Source organism: Bradyrhizobium sp. ma5, from assembly GCF_042258955.1.
Lineage (GTDB): Bacteria > Pseudomonadota > Alphaproteobacteria > Rhizobiales > Xanthobacteraceae > Bradyrhizobium.
Map to the genome: position 1 here is coordinate 3,201,843 of NZ_CP170156.1, position 20,642 is coordinate 3,222,484.

At 63.0% G+C, this 20,642-nt stretch carries 16 protein-coding genes; 9 read left to right on the forward strand and 7 right to left on the reverse strand.

Going from position 1 to position 20,642, the window contains the following annotated elements; translation table 11 throughout:
• Positions 1–63: 63 nt before the first annotated feature.
• Together ACE103_RS14660 and ACE103_RS14665 are read left to right on the forward strand one after the other, a co-directional pair.
• Positions 64–1,998 (forward strand): glycoside hydrolase family 99-like domain-containing protein, encoded by a 1,935-nt coding sequence (locus ACE103_RS14660; RefSeq protein WP_375779992.1) that lies wholly within the window; start codon positions 64–66, stop codon positions 1,996–1,998.
• 11 nt (positions 1,999–2,009) lie between these two features.
• On the forward strand, positions 2,010–2,933 hold the full coding sequence (locus ACE103_RS14665) for a glycosyltransferase family 2 protein (protein WP_375779993.1): 924 nt from the start codon (positions 2,010–2,012) through the stop codon (positions 2,931–2,933).
• 107 nt (positions 2,934–3,040) lie between these two features.
• On the opposite strand, the gene ACE103_RS14670 is transcribed toward ACE103_RS14665, so the two are convergent.
• Positions 3,041–4,186 carry a hypothetical protein gene (locus ACE103_RS14670; protein WP_375779994.1) on the reverse strand — a complete coding sequence of 382 codons (1,146 nt, stop codon included), beginning with the start codon at positions 4,184–4,186 and terminating at the stop codon, positions 3,041–3,043.
• Between the two features lie 292 nt (positions 4,187–4,478).
• Here ACE103_RS14670 and ACE103_RS14675 point away from each other — a divergent pair, with 292 nt between their 5' ends.
• Positions 4,479–5,708, forward strand: a complete 1,230-nt coding sequence (locus tag ACE103_RS14675) for a glycosyltransferase family 92 protein (protein WP_375779995.1) — start codon at positions 4,479–4,481, stop codon at positions 5,706–5,708.
• Positions 5,709–5,810: 102 nt separating this feature from the next.
• Here the strand turns inward: ACE103_RS14675 and ACE103_RS14680 are convergent, their stop codons facing one another.
• Genes ACE103_RS14680 through rfbA form a run of 3 tightly spaced genes read right to left on the reverse strand, consistent with a single transcriptional unit; the run spans position 5,811 to position 8,512 of the window.
• The gene (locus ACE103_RS14680; RefSeq protein WP_375779996.1) at positions 5,811–6,518 is read right to left on the reverse strand and encodes a hypothetical protein; all 708 of its coding nucleotides are present in this window, start codon (positions 6,516–6,518) and stop codon (positions 5,811–5,813) included.
• 25 nt (positions 6,519–6,543) lie between these two features.
• On the reverse strand, positions 6,544–7,611 hold the full coding sequence (gene rfbB / locus ACE103_RS14685) for a dTDP-glucose 4,6-dehydratase (RefSeq protein WP_375779997.1): 1,068 nt from the start codon (positions 7,609–7,611) through the stop codon (positions 6,544–6,546).
• Positions 7,601–8,512 (reverse strand): glucose-1-phosphate thymidylyltransferase RfbA, encoded by a 912-nt coding sequence (rfbA, locus tag ACE103_RS14690; RefSeq protein WP_223968342.1) that lies wholly within the window; start codon positions 8,510–8,512, stop codon positions 7,601–7,603. Before rfbA ends, rfbB begins: the two co-directional genes overlap by 11 nt.
• A gap of 109 nt (positions 8,513–8,621) precedes the next feature.
• On the opposite strand from rfbA, the gene rfbC reads away from it, so the two are divergent.
• Together rfbC and rfbD are read left to right on the forward strand one after the other, a co-directional pair.
• A complete protein-coding gene (gene rfbC / locus ACE103_RS14695; protein ID WP_375779998.1) occupies positions 8,622–9,176 on the forward strand; it encodes a dTDP-4-dehydrorhamnose 3,5-epimerase in 555 nt (184 codons plus the stop codon).
• A complete protein-coding gene (rfbD, locus tag ACE103_RS14700; RefSeq protein ID WP_375779999.1) occupies positions 9,176–10,087 on the forward strand; it encodes a dTDP-4-dehydrorhamnose reductase in 912 nt (303 codons plus the stop codon). Before rfbC ends, rfbD begins: the two co-directional genes overlap by 1 nt.
• Positions 10,088–10,225: 138 nt before the next feature.
• On the opposite strand, the gene ACE103_RS14705 is transcribed toward rfbD, so the two are convergent.
• Positions 10,226–11,533: a UDP-glucose/GDP-mannose dehydrogenase family protein gene (locus tag ACE103_RS14705; protein ID WP_342710580.1), complete on the reverse strand. Its 1,308-nt coding sequence runs from the start codon at positions 11,531–11,533 to the stop codon at positions 10,226–10,228.
• 227 nt (positions 11,534–11,760) lie between these two features.
• Between ACE103_RS14705 and ACE103_RS14710 the strand changes: the two genes are divergently transcribed.
• Positions 11,761–14,100, forward strand: a complete 2,340-nt coding sequence (locus ACE103_RS14710; protein WP_375780000.1) for a glycosyltransferase family 2 protein — start codon at positions 11,761–11,763, stop codon at positions 14,098–14,100.
• Here the strand turns inward: ACE103_RS14710 and ACE103_RS14715 are convergent.
• Together ACE103_RS14715 and ACE103_RS14720 are read right to left on the reverse strand one after the other, a co-directional pair.
• Positions 14,041–16,596, reverse strand: a complete 2,556-nt coding sequence (locus ACE103_RS14715; RefSeq protein WP_375780001.1) for a glycosyltransferase — start codon at positions 16,594–16,596, stop codon at positions 14,041–14,043. The genes ACE103_RS14710 and ACE103_RS14715 overlap by 60 nt on opposite strands.
• Before the next feature lie 25 nt (positions 16,597–16,621).
• Positions 16,622–17,557 (reverse strand): hypothetical protein, encoded by a 936-nt coding sequence (locus ACE103_RS14720; RefSeq protein ID WP_375780002.1) that lies wholly within the window; start codon positions 17,555–17,557, stop codon positions 16,622–16,624.
• 197 nt (positions 17,558–17,754) lie between these two features.
• Here ACE103_RS14720 and ACE103_RS14725 point away from each other — a divergent pair, with 197 nt between their 5' ends.
• From ACE103_RS14725 to ACE103_RS14735, 3 genes are all read left to right on the forward strand, one after another.
• Entirely contained in the window at positions 17,755–18,990 is a 1,236-nt protein-coding gene (locus tag ACE103_RS14725; RefSeq protein ID WP_375780003.1) for a glycosyltransferase family 4 protein, read from the forward strand.
• Positions 18,991–19,005: 15 nt separating this feature from the next.
• The gene (locus ACE103_RS14730; protein ID WP_223968350.1) at positions 19,006–19,668 is read left to right on the forward strand and encodes a ParA family protein; all 663 of its coding nucleotides are present in this window, start codon (positions 19,006–19,008) and stop codon (positions 19,666–19,668) included.
• A 327-nt stretch (positions 19,669–19,995) separates the two neighbouring features.
• A complete protein-coding gene (locus ACE103_RS14735) occupies positions 19,996–20,625 on the forward strand; it encodes a transglutaminase-like cysteine peptidase (RefSeq protein WP_223968351.1) in 630 nt (209 codons plus the stop codon).
• Positions 20,626–20,642: the final 17 nt, after the last annotated feature.

Consider the following 20,642-nt stretch of genomic DNA (forward strand, 5'->3'; position numbering starts at 1 on the left):
ACCGTTTCGCTAGCGCTCTTCATCGCTTCCCACTGTGTCGAAGAGGGACGCACCGGCCGATCCATGCCGGCCCGCATCGGTCCGCGGAGCGTGATCGGGCGTCCCGGATTCCGGATCGATCTGTCCACGCCGGGCGTGCGCCGCAGGCTGGCGCGCGCCCTGAGAAACACGCTCGTCGAGCCCAAGCATGTGCAGATCTATCTGCGCATCAGCCTGAGCGATGGCGAATATTACGAGATACCGCTGTTCGAGAATTTTACGCCGAGCGAAGTGGTCGTCGCGTTGGGTTTCTCGATCGAAGACTACGATGACCTGCTGTTTCCAAACAACGACAACAGGACCATTGCCGGACCGGCGGGCGTCGCCACTAAAGAGGTGCGCTACATCTGCTTCTACCTGCCGCAATTCCATTCATTTGAAGAAAATGACAGGTGGTGGGGACCGGGGTTCACCGAGTGGACCAACGTCGCGCGCATGCGCGCCCAGTTTCCGGCTCACGAATCTCCGTGGTTGCCGGCCGATCTTGGATTTTATGACGTCCGCCTGCCGGAGACGCGCCGTCAGCAGGGCGACCTCGCGCGCAAGTACGGCATCGATGGGTTCTGCTACTACGTCTACTGGTTTCAGGGACGACGGCTGCTGGAAAAGCCGCTTCAGCTGTTGCTCGAGGACGGCGAGCCGAACCTGCCTTTCTGCATCTGCTGGGCAAACGAGAACTGGTCCCGCCGGTGGGACGGCTCCGATGCCGAACTCCTGTTGGGCCAAAATCACTCGCTGGACGACGATGTCCGCTTCATTGACGACATGGCCGACCTGCTGCTCGATGAGCGCTACATCACCGTCGATGGTCGAAAGATCATCGTCGTCTACCGGCCGTCATTGTTGCCGGACAAGCAGCGCCTGTTCGAGATCTGGCGCGAGAGGGCCAGGGAGCTTGGAATCGGCGAGCTGCTGATCTGCAATGCGATGACCTTCGGCGAGTTCGATCCGCGTGACGTCAATTGTGATGCTGCGATCGAGTTTCCGCCGCACACGGTCTCGACGCGGGAGGTGCCGCCGGCCGAAGTCGATGCGCCGCCGACCTTCGCCGGAAAGGTGTACGACTATGTCGATGCGATGCGATCGTCGATCGGCAAGACCTACGATTTCCCGTTCTTTCCTGCCGTGATGCCGCGCTGGGACAATACGCCGCGCAAGGGCGCGCGCGGTCACGTCTTCACCAGGTCCAGTCCGGAGGCGTTCGAGGTCTGGCTTCGCGACGCGACGCTGCGGGCCAAGGGCAACAGCTTCTCCGAGTCGTTGGTGTTCATCAATTCCTGGAACGAGTGGGCAGAGGGGGCGCATCTCGAGCCGGACTCGCGTCACGGACGCGCGTTTCTCGACGTCGTGCGAAGGGTGGCTTCGGCTGAGCCGATTTCGGCGCAGATCCGAAATAGCCCGGATTTGCTCGATTGCCTGAGCCGGCAGGAGCTGGAGTGGGCGGTGAAGGAAGCCTCGACGCATGTCGAAGTGCTGGCAAACCTGCACCGGTCGGGCCTCACCCATTCGGGCGTGCAGCGTGTCAGAAGCGGCACGCCGGTCGAGGCAGCAGGCGCGTCGGACAATCCGGCAGGTTCGTTGCTGGTCATCGAGAATATCAATTCGCAGACCGGCGAGCGCGTGATCGTCGATCCGCGCTTCGAGATATTGGTGCGGGGATGGATCTGCGCAGGCAATACGTTTGAAGCAAGCCGGCAAAGAACCGGATTCCTGGTTCTGTCGGCGCTTGCGCTGGATAGCGCGGTCAACAGCGGGTACTGCCTGATCGTCGATTGGCACGAGCGCGTCGACGTGAAGGAATACATGAAGGCCGAAAGCAAGGACTGCTATTTCGGCTTCCAGCTGTCGTTCTCGATTCGGGATTTGCCGGATGGTGAATATCAGCTCGCGGTCCTGGAGGTCGGCGACGGCGCCAGTGCGCTCGTGCGGTCCCGCCATTCGATCATCGTGAGACGTTGAGGTCACCGCCGATGCTCGCAAGCGTGGTCATCGCGTGCTACAAGCACGAGCAGTATCTCGAGGAATGCCTCGAGACTGTCTATCAGCAGACTTTTGCCGACATCGAGCTCGTCATCGTCGACGACCATTCGCCGGACAAGAGTTTTGAAGTCGCGCAGAAGGTGATCAAGAAGCGGTCGTTCGGAAAGCGCTTTGTGTCCTGCAAGCTGCTCAAGAACCCCCAAAACCTTGGCGCCCACTACACCTGGAACAGGGCATTGTCGCTGACGAGCGGCGACATGATCTTCCTTTTGAACTCGGACGATGCCTTTTCGAAGGAGCGGGTCCGGCTGTTTGCCGATCAGTATGCCAATGAGCGGCTGTTCTTCGGCTTCTCGGCCGTCGAGCCGATCGACGAACACGGCAAGTCGATCAGCAACTACCAATTTCCGACGCGCCTGCGCTATGCAATCGACCGGGCCCAGATTGCAGGTGCACCGCTGTCATGGACGTTCCTGGATTCCCAGATTGCCGCGTCGACCGGAAACTTCGTCTTCAGCCGTGAGTTGCTGCGGCAAGTGGGCTGGCTCGCCGACCTCAAATACTGTCACGACTGGGACTTCGCCCTGCGCGCCGTCACCAAGGTCGAGCCGACCTATCTCGAGACCGACCGATATCTGTATCGGCTTCACTCGACCAACAGCTTCCGAAGTCTGAGCAAGGTGGCGGAGAGCGAGACCAAGGCGTGCATGGAGTCGTATTGCCTGAATGCGATCTCGTCGCGGCCGCAGAACAAGACCTGCCTCAGTCCCTCCAATTTCGGCGATTCATTCTATGACTTCGTGAAGCTGCACCCGAACTTCAACTACTGGGTCAAGCAGATCTATGCGCCCTACCATCCGGAGCATCGCACGGTGGACTCGAACGATCGGACCAGGCCGCTTCGTTGGCGCTGATCGGGGGAAAGCCTGCCTTGTCCGTTCCGATCTTAATCGGAACGGAGCCCTGATTGCGCGTGCGGTGCGGCCCCACGCAAGCCGCGACACACGTCTCTGAAACCGATCTAGCAGAGGTTTTTCGACGCCGTCTTTGCCGTCGTCTTGAGAACCTCGCGCAGCGCTTCCAGGCGATCGGTCTGGCAGGGCACCGTCGGGACCAGCCAACCGCCTTCGTCATTTTCGTTCCAGGCATAGATCAGCACCGCGGGGGCCCGGCGATCGGGCGCACGGCTGTTCACCCAACTGATCGATTGCGCCAGATGGCCGGCCAATTCCTTCTTCGTCGGCGCGACATAGAAGTTAGTGACCCCATCGCCGGGACGCTGCGACTTTTCCCAGGGGACCGGACGTTCGATACGCGGGCGCCTGTCCCATCCGGTCATCACCGTGGGTACGACCGGGACCTGGCTCGCGGAAAGATCATTCCAGCCTTTCTCGGCGTACTTTGCGAGATCTGCAAAGCTGCCGCGGCCGTTGCCGGTCGTGATCGCATAGGACCCGACGGCGTCGGCGCCCAGATTGGCGGCCTCCTGGCTCAGGAATTTCGTGTCACCCGCCAGCACGACGTAGGGATCGGCAAGCCCGGCTCCGTTGGCGTCGGATTTGAACTTGCTCAGCTGGGCGCGCAGACCTTGCACGCCGCCCCAGCTTCGCTGCACGTCCGCACCCTTGATGAAGCCCAGGAAGTACAGCGGCCGATCGTTCTCGACCTTCAGATAGTTCTTGTCCGCCATCAGGCCGATGTGCTCCTGGGGCAGTGCGGATAGCTTGGCTGCCGATCCCCATCGTCCGAGCTCGGTGAACATGCAGTATTTCAGTTCGGCTGCCTTTGGCCGGCCTCTGAACGCGTACAGGGCTTTCGACATCGGGTGGTTTGCGCCGTAGGCGGCAAACGCCCAATAGTCCAGCCCGGCAAAGATCGCCTGGTCGATCTCCTTGTCCATCTCGGCCTCGATCGCAGCCGAAAAATCCAGCGCGTTGGGATCGCGGTTCGTCTGCGTTCCGAAGAAGGGCGTTCGCCAACGATATTTTTCGGGACCGAGCGATTGCTTCATGGCTTCCGTCGGCTGCGAGCCCGGCGCGTACCAGGCGTCCCATCGGATCGCTCCGACCAACGGCCGGGAAGCTGCCGCCGCCGCGGCGGGATGGCCGGAACACAGCACACTGAGCGAGCCGGGCAGCAGGCTTGCGGATAACGTTGTCAAAAACATCCGTCTTGTAAGCGCGAACGGCTTACGGACTGCTGCATTCCCATTGTCCATTGGCGAGCTCCGATCGTTCCCGTCCGGTGCGACGGTTTCGTGCAGATGACAGCGAACCCTCTGCTTCTATTGTATTGATTTTCCTCGAAATAACCTTACAACAGTTAAATGTGAGCGCTACGTGTTATAGCCTTATTCTTGTAGGATAAGTGCGCTAATAGGGAATTCGTGGTGCGAACCAATGGTAATTGCTTGTTGATCTCGTGGGGAGCGGCTCAGGTTGGACATGGAAATTCCTGCATTGTCTAGTTTCAGCTCAGGCGTGAATCTCGATACGCTTCCAGCAAGTGAGATCGAGACAAGGCTTCGAGATTTCTTTTCCGGGCGGATCGCAAATCCGAAGCCCGACGACCTCATCCAATCGGTCGAGCAGTTGGAGCAGCAATACGGCCACTACAAGGAATTCCAGTTTGCAAAGGCGGCGGCGCTTGTGCAGGCATGTGATTTCGCCGGAGCGCGCGCAATCCTTCTCGATCTCGTCAAGCAGCTGCCGTCCGACTCGCGGATATTGCATCGCCTTGCGATCGCGGATCTCAACATGGGATCAGCCCACGAAGCGCAGGACGTTTATCTTTCCGCGCTCGCTGCGGCCCCGAAAAGCGAAAACCTGCGGCGAGAGTTTGCGGGCCTCCTGCGCGTGATGGAGGCGAAGAAGCTCTATGTCGGGGTCGATCGGAAGAAGCACGGCTTGGCCGCCGTGTGCGCCATCAAGAACGAGGGCGACGACCTGCTGGAATGGCTGCACTTTCACAGGTTGGTCGGAGTCGATCACTTCTACCTCTACGACAACGGCAGCACCGACAACACGCGCGACGTGATCGAATCCTTCCCGTGGCCCGAAATGATCACCTATCATTTCGTGGAGGGGGAATTCGGCCAGATGCGCGCATTCTCTCACGCGATCGACAGCTATCGCAATTGCGCGGAATGGTGCGCGTTCATCGATGCCGATGAGTACCTGTTTCCGACGCAGGCCGGCAACATCAGGGATGTCCTTGCGGAGGTTGGGTCGGCGCCGGCGGTGGCGGTGCATTGGCTGAACTTCGGATCGAACGGTCACGACGCCAAGCCGGCGGGCCTGTGCATCGAGTCCTTCACGCGTCGCGCGCCGGACGACTTCCCGGATCATTTCATCATGAAGTCGATCATTCGGCCGGACACCATCGTGTCCTACCTGCATCCCCATCAATCGCTCGTTCTGGGCTGCTACGTCGCCGAAGATGGCACGCCTGTTTTCCCGATCGGTGGCCGCTGCACGGCTCCCAAGCGGGACAAGCTGGTGATCAATCACTACTACACCAAGTCGCGGCAGCAATTGCTGAAGAAGCGTGAGCGCGGCAGGCCGCTCGCCGACGGAGATCCTGAGAAGATCCGCGCGATGGAGTTCTTCACGTTGCGGGATCGCAACGATATCGAAGACGCGACGATCCAGCGGTTTCTTCCGGAGCTGAAGAAGCTGGTCCAGGCCTAAAATCCGGGAAAAACAAGAAGGGCGCGCCAACCGGCGAGCACTTTGTTTCGTGCGCTGAAGTGATCGTCGACCGTAGCGGCCGGCTACAGAGGCTCTGGTCGGCTATAGCGGCTCCAGGCGGTATTTCGCGAGCAGGGCTTGTGCGGCATCGACGTCGATCCTTGGCGGCCTTTGGAAGACGGACATGTTGTTGGCCCGCGCGATTTCGCGCGCGACCGACCGCACGGAATGGTAGTGAGGACGGTTCTCGAAGTCGTGAATTGCGATGAAGGCTCCCGGCGCGGCGTGCAGCACGCACTGCACGAAGCAGGCTACGCGAAACCGGCCGTCGACGAAGTACAAGTCCGCCGTCTTGCTTTCCGGACGCTCCCAGATGCGTTCGTGATAGTCGGGCCAGGAGCTCTCCTTCTCTTTCTCCACCGGGTAACCCCACTCGCGCAGCTTGCCGATATCGACGTGCAGCAGCAGCGGCTGGGTGCTCGCACCGCGCGTGCCGTCGGCGACCTTGGAGAGCCATTCCGACGAGGAATCGATGGAGATGACCCACTCCTTCTTGGTCTGGCAGGCGAGCCAGGTGCTGCCTCCCGACCCGAATTCCAGATAGCGCGTCGAGAGATCCACGAAGCTTTTGAACAATGTTTGTTCCTGACCGTCCATTGCGATGTTCATGGCGGGATACCTTGGTTTCTCGATTTGTTGTCTGGCGGGTGGTTGCCAATCCACCGTCGGCAGGCGGTCGCGGCTCGTCAGGCCGCGATGGGATCCGGTTGAATCTTCATCGCGCTTCCCGGCTTCCCGTTCGCTGTCCACGCCGACGGCTTGGAGAGAGCGGCGATTATTGATTCAGCCCGACGCGCTCCACCTTGTAGCCGCGCTCCAGGATCGCGCGCCACCAGGGTTGCTCGTCGACATACCAGCGCACTGTCTTGGCGATGCCGGTCTCGAAATTCTCCTCGGCGCGCCAGCCGAGCTCGGTCTCGAGCTTGGTGGCGTCGATGGCGTAGCGGCGATCGTGGCCGGGCCGGTCGGCGACGAAATTGATCAGCTGGCGCCGCGGGCCCGCCGCAGCCGGCGCGACCTCGTCGAGCAGGTCGCAGATGCTTTCCACGACGTGCAAATTGGTGCGCTCGTTGCGGCCGCCGACATTGTAGGTCTCGCCGACCTCACCGCGCTCCAGCACCAAGGTCAGCGCCTTGGCGTGATCCTCGACGAACAGCCAGTCGCGGACGTTCTGGCCGTCGCCATAGACCGGCAGCGGCTCGCCGGCGAGCCCCTTGATGATCATGTGCGGGATCAGCTTTTCCGGGAAATGATAAGGGCCGTAATTGTTGGAGCAGTTGGTCACCAGGGTCGGCAGCTCGTAGGTCTCGCGCCAGGCGCGCACCAGATGATCGGACGATGCCTTGCTGGCCGAATAGGGCGAGTTCGGCGCATAGGCCGTGGTCTCGGTGAACAGGCCTTCGTCGCCGAGCGAACCGAACACCTCGTCGGTCGAGATATGCAGCAAGCGGAACTGGTCGCGCTTCTCGGGCGAGAGCGTCCGCCAGTGGCGCAGCGCCTCCTGCAGGATCGTGAATGTACCGACGATGTTGGTTTGGATGAATTCGCCGGGGCCGTCGATCGAGCGGTCGACATGGCTTTCCGCCGCAAGATTCATCACCGCATCGGGCTGATACTTCTCGAACAGCCGGCGCAGGACTTGTGCTTCGCAGATGCAGGCCTTCTCGAAGGTGTAGTTCAGGCTCTCGGTCGAGCCGGGCAGGGAGGCCAGGTTCGCCGCATAGGTCAGCTTGTCGATGTTGACGACGCGGGCGTGGGTGTCTCGCAGCAGGTGCCGGACCACGGCGGAGCCGATGAAGCCCGCGCCGCCGGTGACGAAGATCGTCGATCCCTTAAACCGCATGTTTGAAGACCTCGGCTGGGCGGGGCTGACCCTGGAACGAGCGGTAGACCGACAGCAGGTACTCGCCGTAGCTGCTCTTGGCGGTCTTCTGTGCCACCCGCGCGAAGGCTTCCAGCGAGATGTAGCCCTGGCGCAGCGCGATCTCCTCGGGGCAGGCGATGCGCAAGCCCTGGCGCTGCTCCAGGATCTGGACGAAATGGCTGGCCTCGACCAGCGAGGAATGGGTGCCGGTGTCGAGCCAGGCGAAACCGCGGCCGAGCACCTCGACATAGAGATCGCCGCGCTCGAGATAGGCCTTGTTGACGTCGGTGATCTCGATCTCGCCGCGCGGCGACGGCCTGATGCCGGCGGCGATGTCGACCACGTCATTGTCGTAGAAGTAGAGGCCGGTGACGGCGACGTTGGACTTCGGCCGTTTCGGCTTCTCCTCGATCGACAGCGCCCGTCCGGTGCCGTCCAGCTCGATCACGCCGTACTGTTCCGGCGCGTTGACGACGTAGCCGAACACGGTGGCGCCCTTCTTGCGGATCGAGGCGGCCGACAGCATGCTCGGCAGGCCGTGGCCGTAGAAAATGTTATCGCCTAACACAAGGGCAACGGAGTCATCACCGATGAACTCGCGTCCGACGATAAAGGCGTCGGCGAGGCCTCGCGGGGTCTCCTGCGTGGCGTAGGCAAACCGGACGCCCATCTCGCTGCCGTCGCCGAGCAGGCGCTGGAACAGCGGCTTGTCCTGCGGCGTGGAGATGATCAGGATATCGCGGATTCCGCCGAGCATCAGCGTCGACAGCGGATAATAGATCATCGGCTTGTCGAAGACGGGCAGCAGCTGTTTGGAGACGACGGTCGTCACCGGATAGAGGCGCGAGCCGGTGCCACCGGCAAGGATAATGCCTTTCATGGTCCCTCACAGTTTGATTATCAAAACATAACATATAGCGTGCGCCGCACAAGTTTGTTATGAGGTGAAAATTAACATTTCTGGCGCATCAAACTGGAACAAATGTTAAATGAACGTAATCAAGACCGAGCTTCCTGAAGTTCTGATCGTCGAGCCAAAGCTGTTCGGCGACCAGCGCGGCTTCTTCCTCGAGACCTACCAGTCGCCCCGTTATGTCGAGCACGGCATCACGCGTCCCTTCGTGCAGGACAACATGTCCCGCTCGGCCTACGGTGTGCTGCGCGGGCTGCACCTGCAAAACCCGCTCACCCAGGGCAAGCTCGTGACCGTGCTGCGCGGCAAGGTGCTGGACGTTGCCGTCGACGTGCGTATCGGCAGCCCGAACTTCGGCAGGCATGTCGCGGTCGAGTTGAGCGAGGACAACCGCCGCCAGCTATGGGTGCCGCGCGGCTTTGCCCACGGCTTCGTGGTGCTCTCGGAAACCGCCGACTTCTTCTACAAATGCGATGACTTCTACAGCCCGAAGGACGAGCTCTCGATCCGGTGGAACGATCCGGCGATCGGGATCAAATGGGGCGTCGATAAGCCACGGCTGTCGGCCAAGGATGCGGATGCACCGCTGCTCGCCGACGCCAGCAATCTTCCGACCTATGGACAAATCTGATGCGGATTCTTTTAACGGGAACGCGCGGCCAGGTCGGCAGTGCGCTCAAGCCTCTGCTGGAAGGCCACGGCACCATCATCGCGCCGCCGACCGCGGAGTTCGATCTCGCGAAGCCGGAGATGTTGACGGACGAGCTTGAGCGACTGAAGCCCGATCTCATCATCAATCCCGCCGCCTATACGGCCGTCGATCGCGCCGAGGACGAGCGCGAGCTGGCGTTCCTGGTCAACGCCAGGGGACCCGAAGCGCTGGCCAAATGGGCGGCGGCGAACCGTGTGCCGCTGGTGCATTTCTCCACGGACTACGTCTTCAACGGTTCGGGCGACCGGTCGTGGCGCGAGGACAGCCCGACCGAACCGTTGTCGGCCTACGGCGCGAGCAAGCTTGCCGGCGATGTCGCGATCCAGGCGGCGGGCGGGGCGCATCTGATCGCCCGCACCTCCTGGGTCTATGCTGCAAGAGGCACGAATTTCCTGCGTACCATCGCGCGGCTCGCCGGCGAGCGTAAGGAGCTGCGGATCGTGGCCGATCAAGTCGGCGCGCCGACGACGGCGCAGGCGATTGCGAGTGCGGTCGCCGGCATCGTCCTGCCGAACATCACCTCGCTGCATGATCAGCTCGCGCGCAGGGGCGGTGTCGTCAATCTGGTTTGCGCCGGCGAAACCAGTTGGCACGGCTTTGCAACCGCCATTGTCGGCGGGCTGAGGTCGCGTGGCGTCACGCTCGCGGTCGACAACATCGTGCCGATTGCGACGGCCGATTTCCCGACTAAAGCGGTACGTCCGGGCAATTCACGACTGGATCTGACGCGGCTCAAGGCGCAGTTCGGGGTCTCGATGCCGACGTGGCAGGAAGCGCTCGCAAGCGAGCTGGACTCGTATGTCCAGCTCGGTGCGCCCGCCCACGCCTAGAGCCCAAAGCGCTGAGCGGATTTTCCTGCGGCAAATGCCAGGCATTTGCGCTGAGTTGATCGTGAGACAACAAGCAAAAAGCGCGATGAGGATTCAACCCCATCGCGCTTTTGGATTAGACGGCGCCGGCGCGGCCGCTTAGCGCGGCCGGCCGATGCTGTCGTAGGTGAAGCCGTGCGCGGCCATCTCGTCCGGACGGTAGATGTTGCGCAGGTCGACGACGACCGGATGCTTCATCTCCTGCTTGATGCGCTTCAGATCGAGCGCGCGGAACTGACGCCACTCGGTCACGATGACAAGCGCATCCGCCTGATGGGCGCATTCATAGGCGTCCTTGCAGTACGCGATCTCGGGCAATTCCTTGCGGGCCTGCTCCATGCCGACCGGATCGTAGGCGCGAACGCTCGCGCCGAAGTCGATCAGGCCGTTGATCAGCGGGATCGACGGTGCCTCGCGCATATCGTCGGTATCGGGCTTGAAGGTCAGGCCGAGCACGCCGATCGTCTTGCCGCGCAGCTCGCCGCCGAGCACGTTGGCGACCTTGCGCGCCATCGCGCGCTTGCGGTTGTCGTTCGCGGTCAGCGTGGCTTCGACGATCTTCAGCTGGACGTCGTGATCGAGCGCCGTCTTGAACAAGGCGCGGGTATCCTTCGGGAAGCAAGAGCCGCCATAGCCTGCGCCGGCATGCAGGAACTTAGTTCCGATCCGGTTGTCGAGCCCGATGCCGCGCGCGACTTCCTGTACGTTCGCCCCGACCTTTTCGGAGAGATCGGCGATCTCGTTGATGAAGGTGATCTTGGTGGCGAGGAAGGCATTCGCGGCGTATTTGATCAATTCCGCAGTGCGTCGTGCGGTATAAAGGATCGGCGCCTGGTTCAAATAGAGCGGGCGATAGACTTCGCCCATCACCCTCTTGGCCCGATCGTCCTCGGTGCCGACGACGATCCGGTCGGGATGGCGAAAATCCTGGATCGCGGCGCCTTCGCGCAGGAATTCCGGGTTCGAAGCAACCGCGAAATCCGCGTCGGGACGGGTCTCGCGGATCAGGCGCTCCACCTCGTCGCCGGTGCCCACGGGCACGGTCGACTTCGTCACCACCACGGTGAACTTCTTGAGCGCTGCGCCGATCTCCTTGGCGGCAGCATAGACGTAGCTCAGGTCCGCATGGCCATCGCCGCGCCGCGAGGGTGTCCCCACCGCGATGAAGACGGCATCGGCGTCGCCTACAGCCCCGGCAAGCTCCGTCGTGAAGGTCAGCCGTCCGGCGGCGGTATTGGTCTCGACGAGCTTATCGAGGTCGGTTTCGTAGATCGGGATCTTGCCGCGCTTCAGAGCTTCGATCTTGTCGGCGTCCTTGTCGACACACACGACCTGATGGCCGAAATCGGCAAAACACGCTCCGGATACGAGACCTACATATCCCGTTCCAACCATTGCAATCTTCATGAATCCGCTCGTCGATCAGTGTGGAGAGGAGGAGTTAGCACTAGCACAATTGGCGCCGATAACGCCAAGTTTTATAGCGTATCGTTTGTGTTGGAGCTCGGCGGCTTTTTGTGCAAACGGTGATGGCCTCAGTGCAGTTGAGTGCTCGCTAGTCACCCAGGGCGCGCCATGGACACATTCTCAACTTGAAATCGACCGACAATCGAGCCGCCGTTTGAGGGGTGGACATGAGCACGAAGACGATAGGCAAGCAGAGGCCCTCAGGAGCTGAATACGCGTCTTTGCAGACGCAATTCTCCAGATACGATCGCACGACGTTTTCTGGATTTGTTTATGACCGCGCCGATCCGAGCCGACGCTACGCCGTCGAGCTGCTGGTCGACGGCGAGCCATACATGTCATCATTGTGTGACGAGTTTGTAACAGAGCTTGCCGAGGCCGGAATCGGCGACGGTCGATTTGGCTTTACTTTCAACGTGCAGGATGAGGTCAGCTCGAGCGCTGCGATCATCGAGGCAAGGCTGGCGAATATCGGCAGTCCGGTCGGTGCTCCGATTCGCTGCGATGTTGCTGCACCGGAAGCGCAGTGGCACCGAATCGGCGAGATCAAATGGGTCGGAGGCTTGCGCTTCGAGGGCTGGCTCTCGCAGGACGTCGACGAAGACGTCGAAATCCTGATTGCGCAACGGCCGGTGATGACCGTGAAGCCGACCGGGTGGACCAACGTTGCGCGCGGCAGCGAGTTCGGCGTCGGCCGCCGGATCGATTTTCATCTGCCCGAGCATTTTGCCGACGGTCGCGTGCGCGGGCTGTCCGCGCGGACCATTTCCGGACGGAGCCTGATCTCCGAGCCGGTTGCATTCGTCGCTTTCGAGCGCGGGCTGGAGCAGACCATCGCCGAGCTCGGACGTTGGGATAGCGAGCGGCTGCGCGGCCAATTGTTCGATCAGCTCCTGCCTGCCTCGGTGCCGTTTCACACTTATCGCAGCTGGAAAGAGCGCTTCTCGCCGCCAGCACCGCCTGACGTTCCATCCGAGGTCGCGGTCGTCCTGATCGGGGATGCCAGGGTGGACGAAAGCATCGAGAGCCTGGAGGCCCAGCGGCACGCGGCCTGGTCGGCGGTGTCTCTGCCGGCGCGGGGCTTCAGTCAGTTCGATTCCGGCGCTGCGCGCGAGTTCGTCGACGGCGATGCCGCCAGCAGTACGTTCTTCGTCTTCTGCCTGAGCGGGACGATCCTCGCGGAAGATGCCTTGCAGCGCTTCGCCGATGTGTTCACGGCCGAGCCCGGCTGCGATCTCGTCTATGGCGACGTCGAGGTCGCGGCCGGCGCCGGCGCGGTCTGGCCGCTGGCGTTTTCGGCACTCGATCTTGAACGTGCGCTGGAGCAGGGCTATGGCGCGTATTGCTTTGCGGTGCGCCGGGAACGCGCCGTGGAAGCGCTGCGATCGGCGGCGTCGCTCTACGAAATATTCATTGGCTGCGTGGAGCGTGAGAGAACCTATCATCTGCCGGGATCGGTCGCGGCGTTGCCGCGGATTGATGTGTCCGCCGCGACCGCCGAACTGGTCGCTGCAAGCAAGGCGTATTTGGCCAGGACTGGCGTCGAGGCGAATGTCGAGCCGCGGAAAGCGGGGCTTCTTCCAGCCGTGCGGGTCAAGCGCGCGGTCGATTGGAACGAGCGCACCACCATCATCATCCCGACCAGAAACCGCGCCGAATTGCTCAAGCGTTGCATCGAGACGGTTCTGCCGGCCGCACATGAGACCAACGCCCGGATTCTCGTCGTCGACAACAGCTCGAGCGAGCCGGACGCGCTGGACTATCTCGACGGTCTCTCAGCGGACGAAATCGACGTCATTTCGGTCGAAGGGCCGTTCAACTTCGCAACCATCAACAACGCCGCCGTCGATTGCGTCGACACGGACAACATCTGCTTCCTCAACAACGACGTCCAGGCGCTCGATGACGGCTGGCTGGCTGAGATGCTGTGGCGGCTGTCCGCGCCCGATGTCGGAGCCGTCGGCGCAAAGCTGCTTTGGCCGAGCAGCGTCGTGCAGCATGGCGGGGTGGTGCTGGGCGCCAACTTCTCGGCTGCGCACGCCTTCAACGACCGGATGGACGGTGATCCCGGCTACGGCGATCTGCTCCAGGTGGCGCACGAATGTTCGGCGGTGACGGCCGCCTGCCTCTTGATGCGCAAGCGCGATTTCGTCGCCGTCGGCGGCATGGACGAGGTTCGCTTTCCGATCAGTTTCAACGATATCGATCTCTGCCTGAAGCTGCGCCAGCTCGGAAAGCGGATCGTATTCACGCCGGACGCGAAACTCGTTCACCTGGAGTCGGCAAGCCGCGGCCGCGATTCCGCGCCGGACCGCAAGGCCCGCTTCGGGCGCGAGCTGGCGATGCTGCGCGCGAAGTGGGGCGAGGTGCTGCTCGATGATCCCTATTACAGCCCGCTGCTGGGGCTGGATTCGACCCCGTTCTCTTCGCTCGCATGGCCGCCGCGGTCATGGAAGCCGCGCGCCAACCTCCCGCCGGTGCCGACTGCTCCTCCGATCGGGATGTAGCTGCACGGCTTCGACCGCCCAGTCGAGGACAGCGGCAATCGCGTCATCGGCATCGAGGCCGGGCGGCAGCTTCAGGTCGGTCTTTCGGCCACGTCCCGGTGGTGTCGGAAGCCATTCCGTCGCGGCGGCCGGCAATCCGCTCGCCAGCAGCGCATCGACCAGCGGATGCCCGAATGCCGGTTCGCCCATGTCGAGAACCAGTTTCGTGATGCCGTGACCTTCGATCAGCGTCGCAACGTCGTCGACGGCGATTTCGCCGGTGACCATCACATTGGTCCGCTGCATCAGCTTGAGATCGTCGAGGGTGGTACCGAGCACGATGATCTCGGCGTCTGCATTGGCGTCGGCCATTTGATCGCTGAGCGCTCTGACGAAGCGAAATTCCGCCGCGCTGCCGTGCAGGGCAAGCAGGCCGAGGCGCGCCGGGCCGTCCACGGCAGGATGCCGCACCGGCCGCGCCGGCGGGTCGCTCGGCCTGACCACTTGCAGGCCGAGAACCGACACCGAAAAGGCTGCTCCCTCTTCGCCGATCGCGATCACGCCTCGGGCGCCTTCGACGAGACCCGTCCAGTCCGGATGGAGGCCCGCTCCAATCACGGCGCGCACCGCAAGCCTGGTGTCGGTGATCAGGAGCTCGTAGGCGAAATGTTGAGTGAGCTGCGCGAGACATGCGCCGGGGATGCGGTTCGGCTCCGCAATCTCGAGCGCGCGGATTTGGAGATCGTTGAGAAACCTCAGAAGAGCTTCGCGGCCCTCAGTCGTCGCAACGTCGAGTGTGATCGACTGCGGGGCTCCGCCGTCCGGAGCGAAGATCGCGGCGAGCTGGCGTCGTCCCTCGGCGCGGACTTGAACGATCAGACCGCGCTTGTTGTCCGCCGCGAGCTGCCGGCACCGCCTGACGGCAATCTCGCGGCCAACGGCGGAGCCGCAGAGGATGACGTGCGGGCTGAAGGTACGCTGTTCGTTGCAGACCAGCTTGAGCTCGAGTGCAGCGCGGCAATCGCGCAGCGGATCGGCAAGCAGGAACGCCGCGCACTCCGTCGCATAGCGCCGGTAGCGGTGCTCGAGCACGCGAAGATTGCGCAGCACCAGCGAACGCTTCTCGCCGAGAAACGAGCGCGAGCCCTCGTGTCCGACAAAGACCGACGGGATGCACACATTGCGGAAACCGGCCTCCGCGGCGCGCAGGCAGAAGTCGACGTCTTCAAGATAGCCGCGATAGAAGTCGTCGGAGAGCTCACGCACGGCGTCGAGGCATTCGCGGGTGATGTAGAGGCAGAACCCGATGCCGTTGGGAATGTCGATTGCGATCCCGAAATTTGCCGTGCCGGCAAGCGCGTCCAGCAATTCCAGCTCGTCGGGCGAGGGCAGGGGGTTCGACCGGTTCGGAATTGGAAAGCTGGTATATTCGCCGTTGTTCGAGAGCGGGGTCGCGGTGCCCACGCCCGGCGTCGATTGCACGGCGCTTCGCAAGCGTTGCAGCGCGCGTTTCGGCACTGTCGTATCCGAGTTCAGCAGCACGACGTCGCCGCTACCAGTCTCGGCAAGCGCCCGGTTGACCGCGCCGACAAAGCCCAGATTGTGCGCGTTGGTCAGGAGCCGGATACGCTGCTCGGACGCCAGCTCGCCGAGCAGGCGCTTGATGTCGGGCTCGGGCGAGGCATCATCGACTGCGACGATGGTCGCGCCCGGCGTGCAGGCCACCGCCGCCAATGCGCTCTCGATGCAGGCACGCGTCGCGGCCAGATCCCGGTACACCGGAATGATGATGGTGAGCGGCGAAGCGTCGGCGCTCCCGGCGCGAAGCGGCCGTTGTGGCGCGTCGCGGCGCTCCGGCGCGCGGTTGGCCGGGAGCTGAACGCTCGCGATGACGCGACTCGCTTGTGTGATCTCGAGGCGTTGCGAGGTCTCGGACGCTGGCCGCATCAGTCGGAAGCTCGCAGCACGTCGCCCATTGAGCGCAAACCTGTGACGGGGATCGGCGGGAAGCTGGACGGTGCTGGATTGATCCGCTTGCGCCAGTGAAAGGTGTGGATCGTCCGCGCCTCGCCACGTCACCCATCCCTTCACCTCCTCATCGAGGAAGTCGATACGGGCGCAGCTGTCCTGACCACTCTGCTCGAGCAGCAGGAGCGCGCTCCGGACTGAATCCGGATCGTCATCGCGTCGCGCGACGCTTTGCGCGGCTTCGATCTGCGCAGGGCCGTCGCCCCAGGCCATCATTCGCCGTGCGGCGGCAAGATCGTCCGGTTCGAGCTCGAGCGCTTTGGCTACGCCGGCGACGGCTGCCTCCTTGAGATCGAGGCGAAACAGCGCTTCGGCGCGCAGCAAATGGGCGCGGGCGCCCGGATGCGGCAGTATCCGGCAGCGGCGGTCGGCGAGCCCGAATGCGCGACGGAAGTCGCGTGCCTCGAGCGCCCCGACTGCGGCCCGCTCGAGATCGACGTGGTGCAGCGTTCTGGACGTAAAGGCGATCCTGCGCGCCTCGGCGGTCAAGTGTCGCCCTTGTCTGCCCGCATGGTCAGCCCGCCGTCTTGACCGCGTTCTGCCGGCTCCGGAACACGCGTACCCGTCCCTCGAGGCGTGGGGCCTCCTGGCGCGGCATCGCGGGGGTGGGCTCGACGCGCATCGGTTGCCGCGGCGCGAGGGGGGCTGCTTGCACCCGGTGCTCTTCGAGACTGAGCTTGAGGCCCACCAGGGGTTCCCGGCCCGAAGGGCCCGACACCACAATCCGGTTCCCGGTCACGCGCAACGCGGGAGCCCCGAGGAAGATGGTTTCGGCGGCGATGGCGTAACGATCCGCGCCGGGGCCTGTGGCTTCCAGCGAGAACCCCGTGATGGCCAGCGCGCGGCCCCGGGTTCCGGCAAAGGTTCCGAGCGGAACGAACTGGTTGTCGCCGCGCTGCGGCCGGGCGAACTTGACCGCATATTGCAGGTTGAGATCGTGCGGCTTGTTCGGCCATTCGAGCGAAATTCCCTCGATTCGGGCCGGCGCGGCCGGGCCGGCGATCCACGTATTCGGGCCGACCGTCACGTCACCCAAACCCGCGACATGCGCGAGCAGCTTGAGGGCGCTCAGTTCCTCGGGGCCAGGCTCGGGTTCGTAGGTGTCGAACGGCAGGCTGGCCGGCTGACCGATCGGCTGCACGGCCGGTTGTCCCTGGGTCAGCGGTTCGATCTTGATATTGGCGGCGGTCGAGCCGCCGGCGCGCCCCGCCGTGACCTCGACGATCAGGCGGCTTGGCCGGGCCACCGACACGACCAGCGCGGTCTCGGGCGCAAACAGGGTTCCATTGGCCGCGTCGGGCCCGGTAATGATGTTACAATTGTTAAGACTGGTGCGATCGGCATAGACGCGCACCACCGGAGGTGATGTCTTGTCTTCCGCGCCATTGTAGCGAACCAGGAAGAGACCTCGTGCCAGGTCGATGGTTTTCTGCTGAATCTGTTCGTTCATGGTCGCCTGCGAGCCTAGCGGAATGGGTCGATATATCTCTCACACAGTGTGCCCCAAAAATTGGTGTGATAGAAGGGGGCTTAATGTTAATCCGGTGAGATAGTTCGCACGTGCATATCGAAGACACCCTACCGGTCATGATCTCGAGTCTGACCCCAATCGAAGACCGCGCGGCCGGGGGGCGCGCCCGCCCGCCAATGAACGTCCTCTTCGTCCACAACAACTTTCCAGCCCAGTACCGCCATATTGCGCGTGCGCTCGCGGAGCAGCCCGGAAACAAGGTCGTTGCGGTCGGTTCATCGACCGCGAGCACGACGCGGGATATCCGGCTGCTGAAATATTCGACGACCAAGTCGGACTCCGCGATGGTGCATCCCTTTGCCCGCCGCTTCGATGTCGAGGCGCGGCGTGCCGAGGAGGTCCTGTATGCGCTGTCGTCGCTGTCGGGGCAGGGCTTCGTGCCCGACCTGATCTTCGCGCATCCCGGTTGGGGCGAGACGCTGCCGCTGCGCACGATGTTTCCGAAAGCGCGGATCATCCTCTATTGCGAATTCTACTACGGCGCCGAGGGCCGGGACGTCGGCTTCGATCCCGAGTTTCCGATGACAGGTCTTGACGGCAATGTCGCACTCCATCTGAAGAACGCGACGACGCTGCTGGCGCTCACCGAATGTGATTCCGGCGTTTCGCCGACGCCATGGCAGAGGTCGACCTTTCCCCGCGAGTTTCAGAGCAAGATCGAGGTCATTCACGAGGGCGTCGACACCGACGAGGTGAAGCCCAATCCGGTCGCCAGGTTTCAGCTTCCGAATGGTGCGACACTGTCGGCGGACGACGAGGTGATCACCTACGTCTCGCGCAATCTGGAGCCGGTACGCGGCTTCCATGTCTTCATGCGATCGCTGCCGAGGATATTGGCTGCGCGGCCGAATGCGCAGGTGGTGATCGTCGGCGGCAGCGGGACATCCTACGGCGCCAATCCGCCCAAGGGCTCGAGCTGGAAGTCGATGTTCCTGGACGAGATCAGATCGGACATCGACCTGCGCCGCGTGCATTTCCTCGGCCGGATTCCCCGGGACCAGTATCTCGCGCTGCTGCAGATCTCCTCGGTGCACGTCTATCTGACCTATCCCTTCGTGCTGTCATGGTCGCTGCTGGAGGCCATGAGTGCGGGATGTGCGGTGGTGGCATCCGACACCGCCCCGCTTCGCGATATCATCTCGGACGGCAACGGCCTGCTGGCGCCGTTCTTTGATATTGATGCGCTGTCCGATCAGGTCGTCTCGGTGCTGTCACGGCCGAAGACCTTCAAGAAGATGCGGATGAAGGCGCGGAGCTTTGTGCGAGACAATTACGACGCAAAGCGGGTCTGTCTGCCCCGGATGCTGACGCTTGTCGATGAAGGTGTCCTACCGCGCACGTACGGCGGATAACGCCAGGAGCTAGCGATGCCGCTTGTCATCTCGGTTGCCCAGCGCAAGGGCGGGGTCGGAAAGACGACCCTTGCGGTCTTGCTGGCCGCAGAACTGGATCGGCGTACGGGCTTGGTGGGACTGGTCGACGCCGACTCCCAGGCGTCCGCATGTCACTGGGCCGAGCCCGGCAATTTGTCGTTCCCCGTCTACCAGCTAGATCCGGAAACCCGCCCCGTCGCCGAATGGGCCAAGCTGATGCGCCAGATTCCGCATCAGATCATCGTCGTGGATTCCGCGCCCAACGACCGGGTCCTGGGCGCCGTGCTCGCGGTCGCCAATATCGTGCTGATGCCCTGTACGCCGTCGGGCCTCGACATCGAAGCCACTGCGCGGACGCTCGACATCGTGCGTGAGGTGCGTGCAGCGCGACGAACGGCGCTCCGTGCCATGATCGTGCCGAACCGCGTCGACCAGCGCACACTAGAAGGCCAGCAACTGATCGAGGAGCTGGATACGCTCGACGAAGAGATCGGGCCGATGATCGGAAGCCGCTCGGCCTATGTTCGCGCCGTCGCGCTGGGACAATCGGTCGCCGATTTCGCCAGCGGCACGCCCGCGGATATCGAGATCAAGACGCTCGCCGATCTCGTCATGAACTGGTGCGGGATCGCACCCCGGCAGCGCGTGACGGTCTAGATTGGCCGAGCGCTCCGGCCGCTTCACATCAGGCTAACCATGCCTGCATGCGAACAAGAAATCCCGCGCCGCAACTGCCCGTTCGTCTGACGGCGGCGTCCGCTGAGACCGCAGGAGAAATGGCCCGCAACCGCGATGGAGTCGCGATCCGTCGGCCTGCACGCGCGTTATCGTTCGGCAGCCGAAAGGCTTGCCGGCGCGCGAACCTTTTTTGGTTAACGGACTGCTCGCGCGCCTCTCGGCATTTGAGGCAAATGCCGCCGCGCGCTTGAGCCTAAGCTCAAGACATTTCCCGTACATGCTTCCTCTCACTGTGGGGAGTGAAGAATGTACAACGTCAAGAAAGTGATGGCCCTGCTGCTGGCCATCGTCGCGTTGGGGACCAGCGCCCAGCACACGCAGGCTGCAATGATCGGCTCGCCGCTGCCGCTGCGCGGCATGGTCGAGAAGATCCGCTTCAGCGAGCCGACGCTGGCGCCGATGGCCTACATGATGTTCTGCATGCGCTATGCCGACGAATGCAAGCAGAAGCCGCGCGCCCGCATGGTGTTCCGCGGCGGCGCCACACGTCTGACCAAGCAGCGCATGGCCGACCTGATCGAAGTCAATGCCACGGTCAATCGTAGCATCGCGCCACAGCGCAACGAGCGCGGCCTCGCCGGCGAGGAATGGCTGATCAATCCGGCGCGCGGCGACTGCAACGACTATGCCGTCAGCAAGCGCCATGAGCTGCTGGCGCGCGGCTGGCCGATGCGCAACCTGCTGCTGAGCGAGGTCGTGACTTCCTGGGGCGAGCATCATCTCGTGCTGGTGGTCCGCGCCCAGGGTGGCGATGTCGTGCTCGACAATCTGAACGCGCAGATCCGCAACTGGTCGCAGGCGCGCTATCGCTGGGTCAGGATGCAGACCCCGGCGAACCCCGGTCGCTGGGCCGCCCTCGCACAGGCCGGCGTCTAATAACATCTGAGTTAGCC